This is a genomic window from Vulcanisaeta distributa JCM 11216 (assembly GCF_001315985.1).
GTDB lineage: Archaea > Thermoproteota > Thermoprotei > Thermoproteales > Thermocladiaceae > Vulcanisaeta > Vulcanisaeta distributa_E.
The window spans coordinates 46,762-63,649 of record NZ_BBBI01000008.1; the positions used below are offsets into that span (position 1 = coordinate 46,762).

General features: G+C 45.9%; 26 protein-coding genes and 2 pseudogenes. 10 read left to right on the forward strand and 18 right to left on the reverse strand.

The window, feature by feature from the left end:
• The first annotated feature begins 93 nt into the window (after nucleotides 1-93).
• On the forward strand, nucleotides 94-993 hold the full coding sequence (locus JCM11216_RS08025) for a hypothetical protein (protein ID WP_243675763.1): 900 nt from the start codon (nucleotides 94-96) through the stop codon (nucleotides 991-993).
• Between the two features lie 95 nt (nucleotides 994-1,088).
• The gene (locus tag JCM11216_RS08030) at nucleotides 1,089-1,862 is read left to right on the forward strand and encodes a hypothetical protein (protein WP_243675764.1); all 774 of its coding nucleotides are present in this window, start codon (nucleotides 1,089-1,091) and stop codon (nucleotides 1,860-1,862) included.
• A gap of 134 nt (nucleotides 1,863-1,996) precedes the next feature.
• Here JCM11216_RS08030 and JCM11216_RS18005 read toward each other — a convergent pair whose 3' ends face one another.
• The 6 genes from JCM11216_RS18005 to JCM11216_RS18030 are packed head-to-tail and all read right to left on the reverse strand — an operon-like array spanning nucleotide 1,997 to nucleotide 4,298.
• Nucleotides 1,997-2,338 (reverse strand): hypothetical protein, encoded by a 342-nt coding sequence (locus JCM11216_RS18005; RefSeq protein ID WP_243675765.1) that lies wholly within the window; start codon nucleotides 2,336-2,338, stop codon nucleotides 1,997-1,999.
• Nucleotides 2,338-2,517: a hypothetical protein gene (locus JCM11216_RS18010; RefSeq protein ID WP_243675766.1), complete on the reverse strand. Its 180-nt coding sequence runs from the start codon at nucleotides 2,515-2,517 to the stop codon at nucleotides 2,338-2,340. The genes JCM11216_RS18005 and JCM11216_RS18010 overlap by 1 nt, the downstream gene beginning before the upstream one ends.
• A 2-nt stretch (nucleotides 2,518-2,519) precedes the next feature.
• Complete coding sequence (locus JCM11216_RS18015) at nucleotides 2,520-2,828, reverse strand: hypothetical protein (protein WP_243675767.1); 309 nt, start codon at nucleotides 2,826-2,828, stop codon at nucleotides 2,520-2,522.
• On the reverse strand, nucleotides 2,821-3,489 hold the full coding sequence (locus tag JCM11216_RS18020) for a hypothetical protein (protein WP_243675768.1): 669 nt from the start codon (nucleotides 3,487-3,489) through the stop codon (nucleotides 2,821-2,823). Before JCM11216_RS18020 ends, JCM11216_RS18015 begins: the two co-directional genes overlap by 8 nt.
• Entirely contained in the window at nucleotides 3,428-4,054 is a 627-nt protein-coding gene (locus JCM11216_RS18025) for a hypothetical protein (RefSeq protein ID WP_243675769.1), read from the reverse strand. Before JCM11216_RS18025 ends, JCM11216_RS18020 begins: the two co-directional genes overlap by 62 nt.
• Nucleotides 4,055-4,103: 49 nt before the next feature.
• Nucleotides 4,104-4,298, reverse strand: coding sequence for a hypothetical protein (locus JCM11216_RS18030; RefSeq protein ID WP_243675770.1), 195 nt, complete (start codon nucleotides 4,296-4,298; stop codon nucleotides 4,104-4,106).
• A gap of 170 nt (nucleotides 4,299-4,468) precedes the next feature.
• Here JCM11216_RS18030 and JCM11216_RS08040 point away from each other — a divergent pair.
• The 4 genes and pseudogenes from JCM11216_RS08040 (at nucleotide 4,469) to JCM11216_RS18035 (ending at nucleotide 7,810) form a co-directional block, all read left to right on the forward strand.
• A pseudogene (locus JCM11216_RS08040) lies at nucleotides 4,469-5,576 on the forward strand (ABC transporter ATP-binding protein).
• A 49-nt stretch (nucleotides 5,577-5,625) separates the two neighbouring features.
• Nucleotides 5,626-6,945 carry an adenosylhomocysteinase gene (ahcY, locus tag JCM11216_RS08045; protein ID WP_054853876.1) on the forward strand — a complete coding sequence of 440 codons (1,320 nt, stop codon included), beginning with the start codon at nucleotides 5,626-5,628 and terminating at the stop codon, nucleotides 6,943-6,945.
• Between the two features lie 59 nt (nucleotides 6,946-7,004).
• Entirely contained in the window at nucleotides 7,005-7,601 is a 597-nt protein-coding gene (locus JCM11216_RS08050; protein ID WP_243675771.1) for a hypothetical protein, read from the forward strand.
• Entirely contained in the window at nucleotides 7,583-7,810 is a 228-nt protein-coding gene (locus tag JCM11216_RS18035) for a helix-turn-helix domain-containing protein (protein WP_243675772.1), read from the forward strand. The genes JCM11216_RS08050 and JCM11216_RS18035 overlap by 19 nt, the downstream gene beginning before the upstream one ends.
• Here the strand turns inward: JCM11216_RS18035 and JCM11216_RS08055 are convergent.
• The gene (locus JCM11216_RS08055; protein WP_243675773.1) at nucleotides 7,791-8,201 is read right to left on the reverse strand and encodes a hypothetical protein; all 411 of its coding nucleotides are present in this window, start codon (nucleotides 8,199-8,201) and stop codon (nucleotides 7,791-7,793) included. The two genes, JCM11216_RS18035 and JCM11216_RS08055, sit on opposite strands and share 20 nt — an antisense overlap.
• A 117-nt stretch (nucleotides 8,202-8,318) precedes the next feature.
• Between JCM11216_RS08055 and JCM11216_RS08060 the strand changes: the two genes are divergently transcribed.
• From JCM11216_RS08060 to sucD, 4 genes and pseudogenes are all read left to right on the forward strand, one after another.
• On the forward strand, nucleotides 8,319-8,555 hold the full coding sequence (locus tag JCM11216_RS08060) for a hypothetical protein (RefSeq protein ID WP_054853877.1): 237 nt from the start codon (nucleotides 8,319-8,321) through the stop codon (nucleotides 8,553-8,555).
• Nucleotides 8,556-8,617: 62 nt separating this feature from the next.
• Nucleotides 8,618-9,145, forward strand: a pseudogene (locus JCM11216_RS18040) (ADP-forming succinate--CoA ligase subunit beta); the annotation flags it as partial.
• A 267-nt stretch (nucleotides 9,146-9,412) separates the two neighbouring features.
• On the forward strand, nucleotides 9,413-9,754 hold the full coding sequence (locus tag JCM11216_RS18045) for a hypothetical protein (protein ID WP_243675811.1): 342 nt from the start codon (nucleotides 9,413-9,415) through the stop codon (nucleotides 9,752-9,754).
• Nucleotides 9,755-9,759: 5 nt separating this feature from the next.
• Nucleotides 9,760-10,647 (forward strand): succinate--CoA ligase subunit alpha, encoded by an 888-nt coding sequence (gene sucD / locus JCM11216_RS08070; protein ID WP_054853933.1) that lies wholly within the window; start codon nucleotides 9,760-9,762, stop codon nucleotides 10,645-10,647.
• 28 nt (nucleotides 10,648-10,675) lie between these two features.
• Here the strand turns inward: sucD and JCM11216_RS18050 are convergent, their stop codons facing one another.
• The 11 genes from JCM11216_RS18050 to JCM11216_RS08120 form a co-directional block, all read right to left on the reverse strand.
• On the reverse strand, nucleotides 10,676-10,873 hold the full coding sequence (locus JCM11216_RS18050) for a hypothetical protein (protein WP_243675774.1): 198 nt from the start codon (nucleotides 10,871-10,873) through the stop codon (nucleotides 10,676-10,678).
• A gap of 48 nt (nucleotides 10,874-10,921) precedes the next feature.
• Complete coding sequence (locus JCM11216_RS18055) at nucleotides 10,922-11,278, reverse strand: helix-turn-helix domain-containing protein (protein WP_243675775.1); 357 nt, start codon at nucleotides 11,276-11,278, stop codon at nucleotides 10,922-10,924.
• Nucleotides 11,279-11,340: 62 nt separating this feature from the next.
• Nucleotides 11,341-11,928 (reverse strand): NADH-quinone oxidoreductase subunit I, encoded by a 588-nt coding sequence (locus JCM11216_RS08080; RefSeq protein ID WP_054853878.1) that lies wholly within the window; start codon nucleotides 11,926-11,928, stop codon nucleotides 11,341-11,343.
• A 193-nt stretch (nucleotides 11,929-12,121) separates the two neighbouring features.
• Nucleotides 12,122-12,646 (reverse strand): hypothetical protein, encoded by a 525-nt coding sequence (locus tag JCM11216_RS08085; RefSeq protein ID WP_054853879.1) that lies wholly within the window; start codon nucleotides 12,644-12,646, stop codon nucleotides 12,122-12,124.
• Nucleotides 12,647-12,709: 63 nt separating this feature from the next.
• Nucleotides 12,710-13,120 (reverse strand): hypothetical protein, encoded by a 411-nt coding sequence (locus JCM11216_RS08090; RefSeq protein ID WP_054853880.1) that lies wholly within the window; start codon nucleotides 13,118-13,120, stop codon nucleotides 12,710-12,712.
• A gap of 22 nt (nucleotides 13,121-13,142) precedes the next feature.
• Nucleotides 13,143-13,463 (reverse strand): hypothetical protein, encoded by a 321-nt coding sequence (locus JCM11216_RS08095; protein ID WP_054853881.1) that lies wholly within the window; start codon nucleotides 13,461-13,463, stop codon nucleotides 13,143-13,145.
• Nucleotides 13,464-13,677: 214 nt separating this feature from the next.
• Entirely contained in the window at nucleotides 13,678-14,301 is a 624-nt protein-coding gene (locus tag JCM11216_RS08100; protein ID WP_054853882.1) for an ACT domain-containing protein, read from the reverse strand.
• Between the two features lie 171 nt (nucleotides 14,302-14,472).
• Nucleotides 14,473-15,381 (reverse strand): hypothetical protein, encoded by a 909-nt coding sequence (locus JCM11216_RS08105; protein ID WP_054853883.1) that lies wholly within the window; start codon nucleotides 15,379-15,381, stop codon nucleotides 14,473-14,475.
• A gap of 72 nt (nucleotides 15,382-15,453) precedes the next feature.
• Entirely contained in the window at nucleotides 15,454-15,891 is a 438-nt protein-coding gene (locus JCM11216_RS08110; protein WP_243675776.1) for a hypothetical protein, read from the reverse strand.
• Nucleotides 15,851-16,303, reverse strand: a complete 453-nt coding sequence (locus JCM11216_RS08115; RefSeq protein WP_054853885.1) for a hypothetical protein — start codon at nucleotides 16,301-16,303, stop codon at nucleotides 15,851-15,853. Before JCM11216_RS08115 ends, JCM11216_RS08110 begins: the two co-directional genes overlap by 41 nt.
• A 54-nt stretch (nucleotides 16,304-16,357) precedes the next feature.
• Entirely contained in the window at nucleotides 16,358-16,828 is a 471-nt protein-coding gene (locus tag JCM11216_RS08120) for a hypothetical protein (RefSeq protein ID WP_054853934.1), read from the reverse strand.
• Between the last annotated feature and the right edge of the window lie 60 nt (nucleotides 16,829-16,888).

Genomic DNA, 16,888 nt, shown 5'->3' on the forward strand with positions numbered 1-16,888 from the left:
TTAACGAGGAATTTTCAACCCCCCCACTCGACTCACTTTCTCTGAACACTCAAAGTAAAAAAAAGCTCTGTGAAATAGATGATTTTGATAATTATGAGCCTAAGAATAAAGTGGATAATAGCGGCTGTGGTAATCGTTGTTGCTGTTATAGTTTCTTTATTTGCTAGTAGGCTCATTATGGGGGGGCCCATTATGAATCATACTACTAAGCTTCCTCCTACACTGGTACCGCATTCGATTATTTATGGTAGTGTTGCTTGTAATGATTCTTATAATGTTCTTGTTCCTGGCAACACGACGGTAGTCCTCGTTTATCACGTTCACGGTAATTTTACCATTAATGACGTATCCCTAGTCATCGACTTTCCACTAAGTATCATCAATGAGACTCTGTCAGTGGCATTTAAATTGCCGAATCCAGAGAATGCCATGTGGCTTGGCATTTACGTAAATGGCAAGTTAACGGCCTTTGATAATCAATCTGACCCAATCATTGCGTTGATTAACGCAATTGACCAGCCTTACCCATATGTCTATTACAATACAACAACGAAGACTTATGAAAGCGCACCAGGCAAGTTAACGACATTTTGGCAGTTCGTCAAGGCTGAGAACATACCAGCAATATACACGGACTTCAACGTCGAATTTTCGGCCATCCACGTCAAGTCAGGTGATACAATCGTGATAGTTCTATACTCGGCAGTACCTTACGCATTACCTGTGTGCGGCATAACCAGCGAAGCAGAGGAGGTTCAGTCAATGGTTAGGAATAACTTAATTGGCTTCTCGCCGCCAAGCCCAAATGCGGTACCGACAGTCCAGCAGTTGGTTGGAGCTGGTCAGTACATAACTGAGGTACCCACGATATACCTAATGAGCAAGCCGCCAGTCGCCAGAAACCCGGAGACAATAGGCATAAGTGGTATAAAGCCATACATGAACAACACAGCACCAATATATATAATGGCATATTCCGGGTTTGGCGGGTGATGAGTATGATAGCGAGAAAATCAGAGATAACCACTATACTCACTTTAACGCTTTTTATGATATTAACTATAGTAACGGCATCTACTAAAGTAGTTGTGGCATGTACATCACCAATTGGTGGATGCAATTACGAAGTTACCACAAACGGAGTAACGCCAAGCTATGTTGGAGCTTACGCAGAAATAACAAACACAATGACCGTACAATCCTATACATCATCAACAACGAATTGGATAACGTTACAGTATAACCCAGACACGTACATGGTATTTTATAATCCATTTGATGGAAGTACAGGGAAGTGGGTTCAGGGAACCATTGCCTTCTACGTAGCCACGAATCCGCCAGGTAATGCTAATAGTTGGGGGTATGGATATTTCTTGGTACAAGTGTATAATGTATCTTCTAACTATTATGAGTGGGAAAATTATCTCTATATAACTATTAATGGTCAGTATTACATACCGTGGCCACTTATTTCTGGTGCTTGGTGGTATATTACGTATAATGTTGGTAATAATGGTTTAATTTCCTCAATCTCCGCGGGATTATACATACCAAACAAGGGAGGATGGGTTGGAAGTATTTCTGTTCCATCTCAGCATACAAATCGTTGGTACAGGTCTAATGTTGTTTGGGCCGGTGCCAATAGTGGTTCTGTGACTTTTAATTCTGGTGGTTCTGGCACGTTTTATTACTGCTCTAATTTACCACTTTATCAAGGTCCGTTGGCCCAGAACACTGCTGAGAACTCTAATGTGCAGTATACGCAGATATACACAGTGCCGATAAATCCATACCCATACCCACCTTCATCACCATGGACTTGTATAAGCTACGAGGAGGTATACCAAGGCTTCCAGACGTAGTTTGATTCCGCGATTAAGAGTCCTCAATCCAAAATCACCACCCTCTTTCTCCTTCCCTCCTCCAACCTTCATTCTCGTCAAACGCTAACAGCTGATTTGATAGAGACTTCTTCGAAAAGGTGAGTGGAATACCGCTATGGACCTATTACCTTAATGGTGAATTTACCACCATGCATAACCCTAATAGTGTTGCTTGATATCATTTCATACCTACAGTCACTGCATTGAACCTCTCTGGGTGTAATTGGTGAATCAATTAATAATTCGTACTGCCCATTCCCAATGGGCTTACCTGGGCCTTCGTAATTAATCACGAGCTCCTTACCCTTCATTAATACACTCACGTTCTTAACCAACCCATGTATTGTCAATATATTGCTAGCCGTAACTCCACGCCTCAGTAAATCCACGGGCATGCCCCTGAGTAGTATTGGTGCTTCAAACAAATCATTTATTATTAAGTCCCTGATTAGCATTATGAAGTCCGCTGCAGCCCAGCCATGCGGTGCATCGCCCTGCCCACCCCCCTCTCGGTTATTATTGATATTCCCTCAGCCCAGCCGTAGGTTGGTGATGCGTGATTAACAATCCATGTTAAGTACTTACCCACCCGCTCCCTATCACCAAGTATCGCCCAGGAATGCGCTAGGTTCATCGTTAGGTAACTACCGTAAGTACCCCCCCACTGGTGGTATTCACTAGACCACCATTTAGCCCATACAACTCCTCAGTGACCTCAAGCGTTCTCCTGACCAATGGGTTATCGAGTGGTAATGCCATTGTTGGCCACACAACCGCTATGACCCTAGTCATCGCCGAATCAGCAACCCTCTCTGGCGCAGGCACTATGTACTCAACGCCGAGCCTCGCCCTAACAACATTTATCGAATTAATTAATACATCCACGAACTCCCTATGCAACTTCTCAACCCACTCATAATCCTCATGACCCGCATCCCTAAGCACCCTGCCCCCCCAACTCCCTCAACCCGGCTATGGCCCACATATCATCCCAGTAATGGTGGTCCATGGGCCCCCCCGTGTCCTCGGCAGACCAGGACGGCGGTAACAAACCTCTTATCGACTCATCGCCAGTAACCTCCCTATTCGTCTCCAACCACTCAACCCCACGCCTAATCACTGGGTACCACCTCCTCAATGCATCGTAATCCCTCGTTAACTGTACATACTTGCTCACGGCCCATAAGACCTGCCCATTGGCGTCATACTCCTTCACTTCGAAATCCACTGCCTTGAAATAACCGCTTACGTCAACCCTCCTTAACAGTTCCTCAACAACGGCCTTGCCCATGTCCGTTAGGTTAGACATTGTGAGGGCCGTGGCCATGTATGAACCATCCCTTATCCAGAAGAGGTGGTATATCAATGGACCCGGCGTTATCTTACCCCCATCCCAAAGCATTACCAGGTTTGCGGTTGATTGACGGAGAATATCGCCAATGACGCTACCGTTTATTGATACTGAGAACGACCTCCCATTTATTGAGTCCCAATTACGTAATTCCGCAACCACATCATCATCACTGACCGCCTTGACTAAGGTCCTATTGTGTGGGGGTATTCCTGAGTGGGTCCATCGGGGCCTTAACCCTGAGTCTCCACTCATTACTCTCATTAATAATGGCATTAAAACCAAGGGCTGCGTGAGCCCAGCCTAATTCGTCATTGGTGTAAAGCTCGCTGTTAAGCCTACCAAGGGCTGCATCCTCACTCGCATCCTTATTTGCATCGTATGAACCAAATTGCGTTGGTTCCTTATCTGTGGTTAAGGCTAATTCGCCATTAATCGTTATGAACCACCCATCGCCCTCGACGCCCGCGCTCCTCACCTCGACCATGTGATCGACATTGTACGGCCTAGTCACCAAATAAATAATGTAATTGCCCGGTAAACCAGTTATTCCAAGGTCAATAATTAGCACATCAACCCCCCCAGACCTACTGGCTACCGTTGACCTCGTAACAACCCTCATAAGGCCAAGGTCCCATTCATTGATTATTATTGGATAACCAGGTCTCTCGAGGTATTGCCTAAACGATCCATGCAAACCCGGCATGTAAAGCCTTGATCCGTCGTAGATCCACACCTCGAATGCAACGTTTTTACGGACCATAAAGAGCATTGCCGGGTCTATCACGGCCTCATTAACACCCTGAACACTACCAACCATGCCCCAATCCTTAAAGTGAATATTCCTAAACGGCATTAACTGGGCGGGTTCAAAGCCCCCTGCCGGTAGGCTCTAATTGCTGTCTCAGCCATCTTGGCCAGGCCCAATTAGGTCTCCTGTAGTATAGGCCCATTATGAACATGGAACTGCCGAAGCTGTTTAAGGCGGACTTGATGAACTCATCAACATCCCTACCCCCCCACATTTTGGCTGCATGTTCAAACCGTTTACTGACGTGGCTCATTCTGCTTCTTGAAGCATTAATTTAGGGCATTTTAATAAATTCCCCCCCAATTAGAACCTTGCGTATTGTGAATCAATACGATTTTACTCTGCATAATAATTAAACTGGTTATACCCAACCTATTGGAAAAATTTATTTTTGCTAAATAATTCAGTGCTCACTGTAGAGTCATGGTGAGGGTTTACCTTCATGAAGTTACGAAGATATTTGGAAAGAACGTAGTGGCACTAAATAAGGTGGAGCTTGAGGTAAGGTCTGGAGAGTTCATGGTTGTAATGGGGGGGCCGTCAGGTCATGGAAAGACAACGTTACTCAGAATCGTGGCAGGCCTTGAGGAACCAACTGAGGGCGAGGTATGGATAGGTGATACGCTCGTTGCATCACCGAGAAAGGGCATATTCATACCGCCAAGGGATAGGAACGTGGGTATGGTATTCCAAAACTGGGCCCTTTATCCGCACATGAAGGTCTTCGACAACATAGCCTTCCCATTAAGGATTAAGAGACTTCCAAAGAATGAGATCGAGAAAAGGGTTAGGGAAATAGCTGAGGTCCTTGGTATAGCTGAAACACTAGATAGGTACCCGAGGCAGTTATCAGGTGGTCAGCAGCAGAGGGTGGCAATCGCAAGGGCGTTGGTTAAGGAGCCCCCAGGTGCTCCTCATGGATGAACCATTCAGTAACCTTGACGCCAGGATCAGGGTCATGGCAAGGGCATTCGTTAAGGATATCCAGAGGAAACTTGGGATAACCACAATACTCGTGACCCACGACCCAGCCGATGCATTGACCCTGGCAGATAGGATCACAGTACTTAGGAGGGGCTCCATTCAACAGATCGGTCTTCCCAACGAGATTTATGATAAACCAGTAAACGTGTTCGTGGCAAACTTCATAGGTGATATAAACCTATTTAATGGCTTAATCATTGGTAAAGGCAACAAGGTCTATTTCGATGGTGGTGATGTGAAGATTCAATTACCACCTAGTATAAACGTGCAAGGTAACGAAGACGTGATTCTCGGTATAAGGCCCGAGGATGTGGTTCTGTCTAAGGAAGTCATTAATAATAATGACTTAACCTATGTTGGTAAGGGCATTGTTGAAATATCGGAATTCGCTGGCGGTAAATTCAACGTGATGGTTAAGCTACAAAGTACTGAGGTTAAGGTTGTCTCATCAACCAGCTTTGGACTTGGGGAACCCGTACACATGTACTTCAATATACATAAGATAAAGATATTCGATAAGCAAACGGAGAAGTTACTATACGGATAGAGACCCTGTTAAAATTTTAATACTTTAGTGAACCAACGTATTGACCTAGATGGCGTATAAGGTCAAGGACGTATCTCTCGCCGAGAAGGGACGCTTACTCATTGATTGGGCCGAGAGACACATGCCAGTTTTAATGAAGATTAGGGAGAGATTCATTAAGGATAAACCGCTTGAGGGCGTTAAAATATCGGCTAGCCTACACGTGACTAAGGAAACCGCAGTTTTGGTCCGGACACTAGTCGCTGGCGGGGCCACAGTAACCCTAGTGCCCTCAAACCCACTATCCACGCAGGATGAAGTCGCAGCCGCACTTGCTGAGGAGGGCGTACACGTGTATGCATGGAAGGGCATGAATGAGAGGGAGTACTATAACGCGATTGGTTTTGCCATTTCCCAGGAACCGGTCGTTACCATGGACGACGGTGCCGACCTAACCGTAACACTGCATAAGCTTGCCCTTGGTGTTAAGAGCAGTGAGACGAACTACGCATTGGAGACAGCTGGTGACAGGGACTTCGCTAAATTAATAAGTGGTGTTTACGGCGGTACTGAGGAGACGACAACCGGCGTCATTAGGCTGAGGGCAATGGCGAAGGAGGGAACGCTCAGATACCCAATAATCGCCGTTAACGACTCATACACCAAGTACCTATTTGATAATAGGTATGGAACTGGGCAATCAACATGGGACGGGATACTTAGGGCCACGAATATACTAGTCGCGGGAAAGATAGTCGTTGTCGCCGGTTATGGTTGGGTTGGCCGTGGAATAGCCATGAGGGCTAAGGGCCTTGGTGCGCGTAGGGTAATAGTCACCGAGGTAAACCCTGTAAGGGCGCTTGAAGCTGTCTTTGATGGATTCGAGGTCATGCCGATGAGCGAGGCCGCGGAGGTCGGTGACATATTCATAACGGCCACTGGCGACATAAACGCAATAACCCTGGACCACATACTCAAGATGAGGGATGGGGCTGTCCTGGCCAATGCAGGTCACTTCAATGTGGAGATTGACGTGGCGGGCCTCGAGAGGGTTGCGGCTGAGAAGAGGAGGATTAGGGATTACGTGGTTGAGTATAGGTTACCAAACGGTAAGAGGGTCTACCTACTTGCTGAGGGTAGGCTCGTTAACCTAGTGGCCGCTGAGGGCCATCCGAGCGAGGTCATGGACATGTCCTTCAGCAACCAAGCACTTGCCGCCGAGTACATAGTAAGGAATAGGGGTAAGTTACAACTCGGTGTTCATAAGCTACCTGATGAACTCGACATGGAGGTTGCAAGGCTTAAGCTTGAGACCATGGGCATAAGGATTGACCAACTGACCGAGGAACAGAGACGTTACATAACCAGTTGGGGGGGTCTTGGCACTTAATCATTATCGCTACCAAGGAAAATCTTTTAGAGTAGTAAATTCTGTAGTATAAAACTACTATGGTAATGCCATTAATGCTCATCTGGATAATAACGCTATATAGTAATGGTACATCGGTTGTGAACTTAAACACAACCTTAGTCGGCGAGTTCGTGACGCTGCAATTACCCGTTCAGCCTCAATCATACGTTATGGTCCTTGTCAATGGCTCAGCAACGGCATACATGATAAACGGTACATCAATAATAATACCTGTACTGGGAACCGCCAATGTGTCGGTAGAATACGTACCAAAGGTATTCGTAAAGAACAACTTCGTTGGGATAAACGTTAGTAACTCCACGGTAGAGATTATTGTCCCAAGCAATATACTAATTGCAAACATGACACTATCAATAATCAACATGAACATGACGAATAACGAATTAATAATAACTGCTAGGGGGGGACCTGGCGAGTTTCTATACACCATAATGCCGACACCAATATCGACACCGCCAAAGCACGCGCCAATAGTAACAACTCATTTGTATAATTACGGAATCATCATAGCGATCATCATAGCAATTATAGCGATTTCATCCATATTCTATGCACTAATGAGAAAACGTGAAGGGGGGGAGAGGGGGGGGAGGTCGTGTCCACGGCTGCCTTGAATCTTAACGAATACGAAAAGGCCATACTGAATTATTTGAGGTCCAGGGGGGGTGGTTCTGCCTTTGAGATCGATATCTCCAAGGATCTTGGCATACCGAGGACGACCGTGTGGAGGAGCGTCAGGAGACTTGAGGGCCTAGGCCTTGTTAAGATCACTAAGGTTGAGGGTAAGAACATGGTTATGTTAATCAAGGATTCACAATACTAATTAACCTGGCAATTTCAAGGAATGAAGAGACGATTTCCTTAATGAAGCCATTGTCGATTCCTTGAGTGGTCTCACTGAATTCGTTAATCCACGATGTAAATCCCTTAATGAGCAGGGCTGCTGCCGTAGTTAATGATAGCGTTAGGCTTGATAAATCTCCATCACTCACCGCATTCCTTAATAAATCAGTGGGATTGTCATTCACTGGCTCGTTGCTCATTAACTTAATTAGACCAAGGCTTACGCAGTAAAGTGCGTGGAGCTTTGACGCCCGCCTTAGCGTATCCCCGGTTAATTCCGTAGATTCGGACACGGTGTACATGAACTCCTCATGCAGCAGCTCCGCGGTTGATAATACATAGTCCCTATTACCGGCCTTGAATGCCGCCATTAAGGCATTAACAATATCATTAATTTTAATTCCCTAATTAACTCATTCATTGTGGTCATTAAAAATAATCCTCATTGGCAGTAAATAAAAATTAAGGCGCTCTAATAATTGGCTGGGATGGAAAAGCTTGAGGATAAGATAAGGGCGTACATAATTAGGTATATGGACCCAAGCAGGTTTGGAGGTAGGGTTATTCTTATTCACGGTAACGATACTAGGGAATTCCCAGATATAAGTAAGGCAAGGGCTGTAGCCTTCTCCATGCCCGGAATATCGATAATAATCGCTGTACCTAGGAAGGAAGAGGCCGATGAAGCATTCATAAGATTCATAATGCTCAATAAGGAGACTTAGTAGTCCTTAATCACTTTATATAGTGCAAATACTTAAATTAAGGTTAGTTTGCGTAAATTAGCGTGAGGCTCCTCGAATACAAAGGCAAGGAGTTGCTGAATAGGTATGGCGTTAAGATACCCAGGGGGGGCGCCATAGTCAAGAGTCTCGACGACATTAAGGTACTCAACACCCTTAAGTTCCCATTGTTTGCAAAGTCCCAAGTACCCTTTGCAGGTAGGGCCAAGATGGGCCTAGTGAGGAGGGTCGACACCATTAAGGATGCGGAGAACGCGGCCAGGGATTACTTGGGTAAGGTTATTCAGGACTACCCGATTAGGAAGGTGCTGTTTGAGGAGGGGGGGTTAACGTGGCCAAGGAACTTTACGTATCCATAACCCTGGACAGGGAGAACAGGGGGGGTTACCTAATGCTGGCGTCCACGGAGGGCGGCATCGATATAGAGGAAGTCGCGAAGAAAAGCCCTGAGAAGATAATTAGGCTTTACATAGATGATTACGAGGGACTAAGGGACTACATGATCAGGGGGAGTAGCCCAAAAACTCGGCCTAGAGGGATCTGCGGCGCAGGACTTCGTGACCGTGGCCAAGGCCATGTATAGGGTATTCACCGAATACGATGCAGAGCTTGTGGAGATAAACCCACTGGCGCTCACAACCGATGGCCAGTTAATAGCCCTTGATGTTAAGGTCATGATAGATGACAACTCACTGTTTAGGCATCCAGACATCAGTGTTGAGGATAGTGATTACACAATGGAGGAGCTCGAGGCCAGGAAGTACGGACTACACTACGTGGAGTTGACGGGCTATGTGGGGGGGATCATGGCCAACGGCGCGGGCCTGACGATGGCGACCATGGATTTAGTCAAGGAGTATGGTCATGAGCCGGCCGATTTCCTCGACGTTGGCGGCGGTGCAAGTAAGGATTCGGTTAAGGAGGGATTGAAAATGCTATTAACTGATGATAGGATAAAGGCTGTTTTAATAAACATATTCGGTGGAATAACGAGGTGCGACGAGGTTGCCAGGGGCGTTGTTGAGGCACTGAATGAAGTCAAGACCAATAAGCCAATCTTCATTAGGCTAAAGGGCACTAATGAGGAGGAGGGCAGGAAGATACTGGCTGAGGTAGGACTTAAAACCTATGAGACTGCGGAGGAGGCAATGGAGGCGTTATCAAAGGCTATAAAGAGGTGATGGGCATGGCAATACTCGTTAATGAGAACACGAAGGTCCTGGTCCAGGGAATAACGGGTAGGGAGGGATCAAGGCATACGGAGTATATGCTTCAATACGGTACAAAGGTGGTGGCTGGAGTCACGCCGGGTAGGGGTGGTCAGACCGTTCATGGCGTACCTGTATTCGATACAGTCGAGGAGGCACTTAGGAAGTTCCCTGACATAAATACGTCAATAATCTTCGTGCCAGCCCAATTTGCGGCTGACTCGGTATACGAAGCAATCGATGCAGGCATCAAGCTAATAGTAATAATCACAGAGCATATACCAATACACGACGCCCTAAGGTTCGTGAACTACGCAAAGAGGAAGGGCGTGACCATAATAGGCCCCCCCAACTGCCCAGGAGTTGTAAGCCCACTGAGGTCTAAGGTCGGCATATTACCAAACCACATATACACCAAGTCGGGGGGGCCGGTCGGTATTGTGTCCAGGAGTGGAACATTAACCTACGAAATATCTTACCACCTAACCCAGGCAGGGATTGGGCAGTCAACGGTCGTGGGCATTGGCGGTGACCCAATAATCGGCACAGACACACTCGAGGTAGTGAAGATGTTTGAGGAGGACCCAGAGACGAAGTACATAGTGGTCATCGGCGAGATAGGCGGGACAATGGAGGAGAGATTGGCTAAGTACATAGGGTCTGGGAAGGTCACGAAACCCGTGGTGGCCTACATATCGGGCAGGACAGCACCGCCAGGTAAGAGGATGGGGGGGCATGCTGGAGCCATTGTTAGCATGGGAATGGGCTCCTACGAAAGCAAGGTTAAGGCATTCCAAGAGGTTAATGTGCCCGTGGCCAGAACACCCACCGAGGTTGTTAAACTAATCAAGCAGTACATACGTTAAAATCATAATAAACAAACTTCAATAAAAATCATGCTGAATCACTATTATTTACGTGAAGATCAATATAATCATTAAGGAGGATCTTAACTAGGCCCTCATTAATTATCGTACTAATCAACTCGAGGTAAGCATCGGCAGGCGTCACGGACTTGATCGTAACACCAAGAGACCTACTAATACTCCTAATATTACTGGTGCACTCCTGAAGCATTGGGCACTCGGGCAAGCCCTCGGTGACTCCTTACCATTAATAATCACAAGACCAGCCCTCTGATCAACAATTGCCCCCCTTATCATTGAGAACCTCGAGAACCGCATAATCACCGAACTCCCTAACCCTATAAACAAGGAATATTGTAGCGGCCAGGTAATAACCACCATCCTTCCTAACCAACCAACCACGCCTAATGAGGGCGTTTAAGTACCTGAAGACCTTGGCCCTGGGCATGTTCAACCTCCTAATAAGCTCCGTAGGACTAGCCACACCAAAGGCAATGAGCTTGAGGAGCTTAGCCCTATCAAGCTGAACACCAAAGTCAAAGTTATACTCACTAAGTATGCGAATACCACCACTAATGACGCTGGGGGGGAACTTGGGAACCCTAATACCAACCCTAACCTTAATACTCATCAATAGAAGAAGGCAAAACCAAAGTATTAACCATTACCCCCAGGTATAAATCAAGGCACTGATTATGCCGATGATTCGGCCGTGGCGGTAGCACCGCCAGACTGCTCAATAACCTTATCAAGCTCCTCGAGCCTCTTCTTGATCTCATCCTTGGGAAGGGCTATCTTCAGTAACTTACCATCCTTAATCTCATACTTAATAACCCTCTCAGACTCATCAAAGACGTACTCAGGGGGCCTAGCCATGTCCTCGGGCTTGAACTTAACTTCATCAAAGTCAACATAGGCGATGTCATGAATAGGCGTGGGGATCAAGGCACCGACTGGGCACGCATCAACACAGAAGTGGCACAGTATGCACTCGGTATACCTAATACCTGGGTAGAACTTACCATTGGGAGCCCTATACATTTGGATGGCATTCACGGGACAGGCCCAGGCACACTGGAAACAGCTTATGCACTTCTTAATATCCAGCATTATCCAACCCCCCCTAAACCTCTCAGGAACCCACCTGACCTCGCGTGGGTACTGTATCGTGAGTCTATTTGGCTCCACGACCTCCTTAAACCCCGTGATTAATGCCTTCGCGTGGTAAATAATGTCTTCGGCAAGGGTTCCCCCCCTTGGTTGTTTTATCTTTATGACCACGTTGCCTTATTACGCCCTTAAGTATTTTAAGCTTTATGGTGAATCCTATTATATAGACCCTGACTATTACAGTGCGCTAATGAATTATGATTATTTTTAATTACCATGAAGAAATTAATTAAAATATCTCGGTAGAACTTAAATAATATACTAAAAACTAATGGTTTTTATTTTTAAGTTTATAATTCATGCCTTAGCCCGTCGATACATTGATTACTATTTGTGTTGAGTTAACAATACAGATGTATGGCGTTATCTGAACTATGTCAATTGGCCTACCCTCGAGCAGTAAATCCACCCACTTATACACGGGCAGTCCACAAATGCTGAAGGTGTAGAAGGCATTGGGTGGCAGTAGGACTGGGTATACTAGTACCATGTGCGCATAGCCAATGGGTAGGTACCTAAAGAAGTTATTCGGAGCGAATTGCCTCAGCACTCCGGTGTAGTAAAGTAGGACTTGTTGATACTCACTGGGTGTGTAGCCTAGGAATAGGGTGCCCATGACTAGGTCCTCCTGCATTTCATAAAGTGCGAACGTGGCGTTCTTACCAATTGTTTGAAACTCATACTCAAGGCCAAGTAATGGTTCGCCCGTCTCATTAATAATTTCGCGTGCACCAGGAGGCGCTAATTCAAGGTAGCCCCCAGCTCTGTTCTGTGGTTTGGAAGGTGAAGTGTGGGTTGATTGTTGATGTGAGGCCAGGCCCTGAGTCATCAATTACAATCAAGTGTGAATCATTGAATATCTGTATTGCGTAGTATGACAGCAGTATTGTACCTACGCCACCGGCACTAGACCCTGCAAGGACCACCTGCTTCCAGGGTCCCTGGCTGCCGCCCACCTCATCGCCATTATTGCATCGACAAAACCAACGTGGTAAGTCGTCACGCAATCCATCATGCCGTTAATGCCAATGCCGCAGTACTCCATGACCCTATCCCCAGAGAACACATCGCCTGTGTCGTATGGTATGAACACGTATGTCCAGTTCCTAAAGGGATTTAATGGGTTGCTCCTGTTGAATATTCCTGTATATGCGAAGAGGTCGACCCAGATGTTTGGGTATGTGGCGTTCATGGTTAATACGGTACTGACACCAAGCACCGGGTACCAACAGGTGTAGTAGTCTGTGCATGCACCACCGGGTTCCAGGAAGACGAGGAGTTTGTCCTCAGTGCCCCTACTCACGAGTATGTAAGTCCTACTACCATTACCAGCTGGCTGGGTATGGGAGCCAAATCAAGGTCCACTGGGTTCCCTGGCTTGGGTAATTGATGGGTAGGCTACTCAGGCTTGGCATGCCGGCTAATGACGCATTGAATGGGTTTGCATAGTATGGTATTAGGATTATCCTAAGATCTGTTGTGCAGTTGAGAGGCATGTAGTTGCATTCGTAGGGGGGGGTTATGGTTAAGGATTGGAGCGTGTAGATTGATTGAAGTGCGTGGGCGCCATGGGCTTGAGCAATTATTATCATTATTGCTAGTATTGATAACACAGTGAGAGCCCTATAGATTCTGTAGTACATCATAAGTGTTAATTCACGCTTTGTCTTTTAAACTTTATCTATATTTATCCTAAATAGTAGGTAATTAATAAAAGATCTATTCCTCATGGGTAAATATTATTGCCTAGCAATCCATATCAAAGTCACTAGAGTGCATGTTAACGTGGTTATCGAAATAACTACATAAATTATGTATATAGGCTAGGCAATAAGCATGCCGTGAATAAACGCCGATCAATTATGCAAGCTCAATGCTCTCAACAGGTCTTGCCACAGCCCTATATACATTATTAACCCTCTCAATACCAATATAATGTAATTTCGCTAGCGCTGTATTAATTAGTCCGTGTATGTAGCCCTCTGTGAAGGCTGTGTTGAGTTCTTCGTCGAATGGGTTTGTAAATTCGATCCTTATCTCACCTCTCGTTATCTCCATGTTTTTGTATATTAATCTATTGTATGCCGTGGCTGTGTATAGGTAGGTTTCTATTGTTGTTATTGGGTCTCCAATCGGTATATCCGTAACTACGGCCTTTGCGTATTCATAGCCGAGTCTGTAGAGCATTCTTTCTACTTCTTTGGTACCCATCTGTTGTAATACTGCCTTGAGCGACATGAGGAAATGTCTTTGTGAGAATGCGAGTGGTGTTATTGATCCGTTGAGTACCTCCAGCGGTTCTACGTCCCTGACCGTGCTCAGGTCATGTATTATCTCATTTATGTGATCCTCTATGTTTATCATTAGGGTGTATGAGTTTCCGATTATGTTCCTTATGTTAATGCCATGTTTTAGTAATAATGCCGCTATTTCATTAAGTATTCCGGGCCTGTCCCTGATCACCTTTATTAATAGCCAAGGCATTATTTCTACTTGTTATCTTCCTAGATATAAACCTTAGTATAATATTATTAAAAATACCTACACATGCATTAGCCAACGTTATTTATTATTTATACTTTTAACCGGGCGTTATTATTATCAAAAGTAAAAGGGAAGAGAGCACACCAGCCCCCCCACGCTGTGTGGGTCCTACTACCCAATGCATATGTAATCCCAGTATGCCTGCCCCTGGGATTGAGGAGTATTTGGCAGGTATATTCCGAAGCCCACGTATTGGTAATCCGTATTACCACCAACGTAATTAGCCACATTAAGTGAGTAGCCAGTCCACGCGCCCGTGGGTATTTGACCCCCAAAAATGTTGTATAATTTATAATATTGATTGCCTCCACTTGACACCGTCAGGCTCTCCACCGCACTATCTATATTACCTACGGCCGAGGAGCTGGGGGGGCTTTGCGTCCCCACTTGCCAGTAGACGACTACTGCGTAGTGGTTGTTCGTTATCACGAAGAAGAAGGGTATGGCGCCTGTGGTGAATTGTTCAGGGTATACATAGACCGATGCGTCTGGGTAATTACCAACCTTAATACTCATCAGGTGGAATACGTTGTAGTAGTACATGATTGTGTACCCATTTGGTGGTGTAGCTGTTGCCATGGCATAGGTGTATATTGGGTTGGGAAGACCATCTATCATGCTATTCTGAAGCGCCTCATCGCCGTAACTAAGCCCTAGACCAGCTCTAGGATAAACATAGCTCTGTAGCCAGTTTGTTGTTGCGTTTCCTATGTACCCGAACGCCATGTTCTGGCACGTGGTTGGTAATGATGATGTGGTTGTGGATGTTGGTGATTGCTGCACGCTTATTTGTACCGTGGGTACGGTCTCCGTATAATTATTCACAAGTACTGTCACTGGTATTGATATGGTTCCAGTACTCGTTATACTGACCGGGATTGATATTGCCGCTACACCGCTTGGCGGCATTATTGTGCTATTGACCATGGTATTCCCATTCACGTTTGCCATTACCGTGGCGTTCACCCACCCTGTGGAATTATTCGTAAGTAAAACAATGACATTAACGGTACTTGACACCCCCCTGATAAACGATGGATGGCGCTATTACACTGACCTCTATTGGTCCTCTGTAGAGGTTTATGCCCGGCGTTAAGCCGCGCTCGTTGGTACTAGCACCACTAGGTTACCCACCCCCCCTCCATTTACTAACGTGCTCGGTACCGTTACGTACACCACGCCATCATTAATCACGTAACTGCAGTACTGCATGTACTGTACACCGCCTATGTCATACTTACATATGGCCTCTGCATTACTAAGTGGCGCAGCGCCGCTTAGCTTCATGGTGATTACGTAATTACCACCCACAGTATTGAAGCCGTTCAATGAGGCACTCACCTCGGTACCTCTAAGGGATTGCAATGACTCTTTCTCCTCAGCCACGTACTTACTGAAGCCGTTGAGTACGGAGTAGATTACGGCAAGTGATACAATGATTATCATGATTATTATGGCCATTACGTAAAGCTCCCCCCCCAAGCCCCCCCTACTGCCCAAGCCCCCCCTCCTCGGCCGTGAACCCATCACAGGAGACCACCTTAACCAAGTAATTAGTATTATATGGGATATTTAAGTTTGAGTAATTGAGCATAAGCACCTGGCCAGGGCCCAGCCTAGCCAGTGGGTTCGTTATGCAGTTGCTTGCCACGGCCACTTGGTACGCAGTCGATTCATTAAGTATGTACACGCCGGATATCCCGCATTGCTTGTCACCGTAATTGTATAGGGCTATGCTTATTGATGTTATTGAGGAGCCCGTGGTGTTAAATGCCGTGCTCATTATCGAGAACTCGCAGGAACTACTAAACATATTCGCAAGTGAGTAACCGAGGGATTCCAAGTAACCGTAGAAGTACCCGAAGATCAATAGGCTCAGGGCCACGGCTATGACCAGCAGTATTGTTGCGCCCACGACCTCACTAATGCCGAGGGAGGCCATGGGAGATCACTTATGGCGTGATTTTGATTTAAAGTGCTTAATGTATTCACTTGACTATGATGATGCCACCACGGATGTCGTGTACTTAGTGCCTTCTGACGTGACAAATAGTAATTCATAAGTTGTTCCAGAACTTATGCTGCATCCTGTTGTTGAGGTTATTGTTACCTCCCTCGTTGTTCCAGGGCTTATTTGAACGGGGGTAAATCCTGTTGAGTTTACCAATTCACATATCAAACCGCCATTTGTCGAATTTAATAGGTAAATGCCCGTTATTGTTACTGTTACTGAGCCTGTGTTTTGGACGTAGGCCGTTAATCCACTAGTTGCTGATAGGCTTGCTGCGACTACCTGGAATTGTTCTGGTGTTGCCATTGAGCTTACCTTACTTGTTGTTGCGGATAAGTACCCACTGAACCACATGTAGAGTAGTACTGCAGCTACCACGGTAATGACTATCAACAGTATGGCTGCGACGATTGGCTCTATACCCACGCTCTTCCTATTATTTCTATTTCTGGCCATCAATTCCCTATTTATTTTCAATCTTTTATAAATCTTTCTCTTAATTATGGTTATACGTTT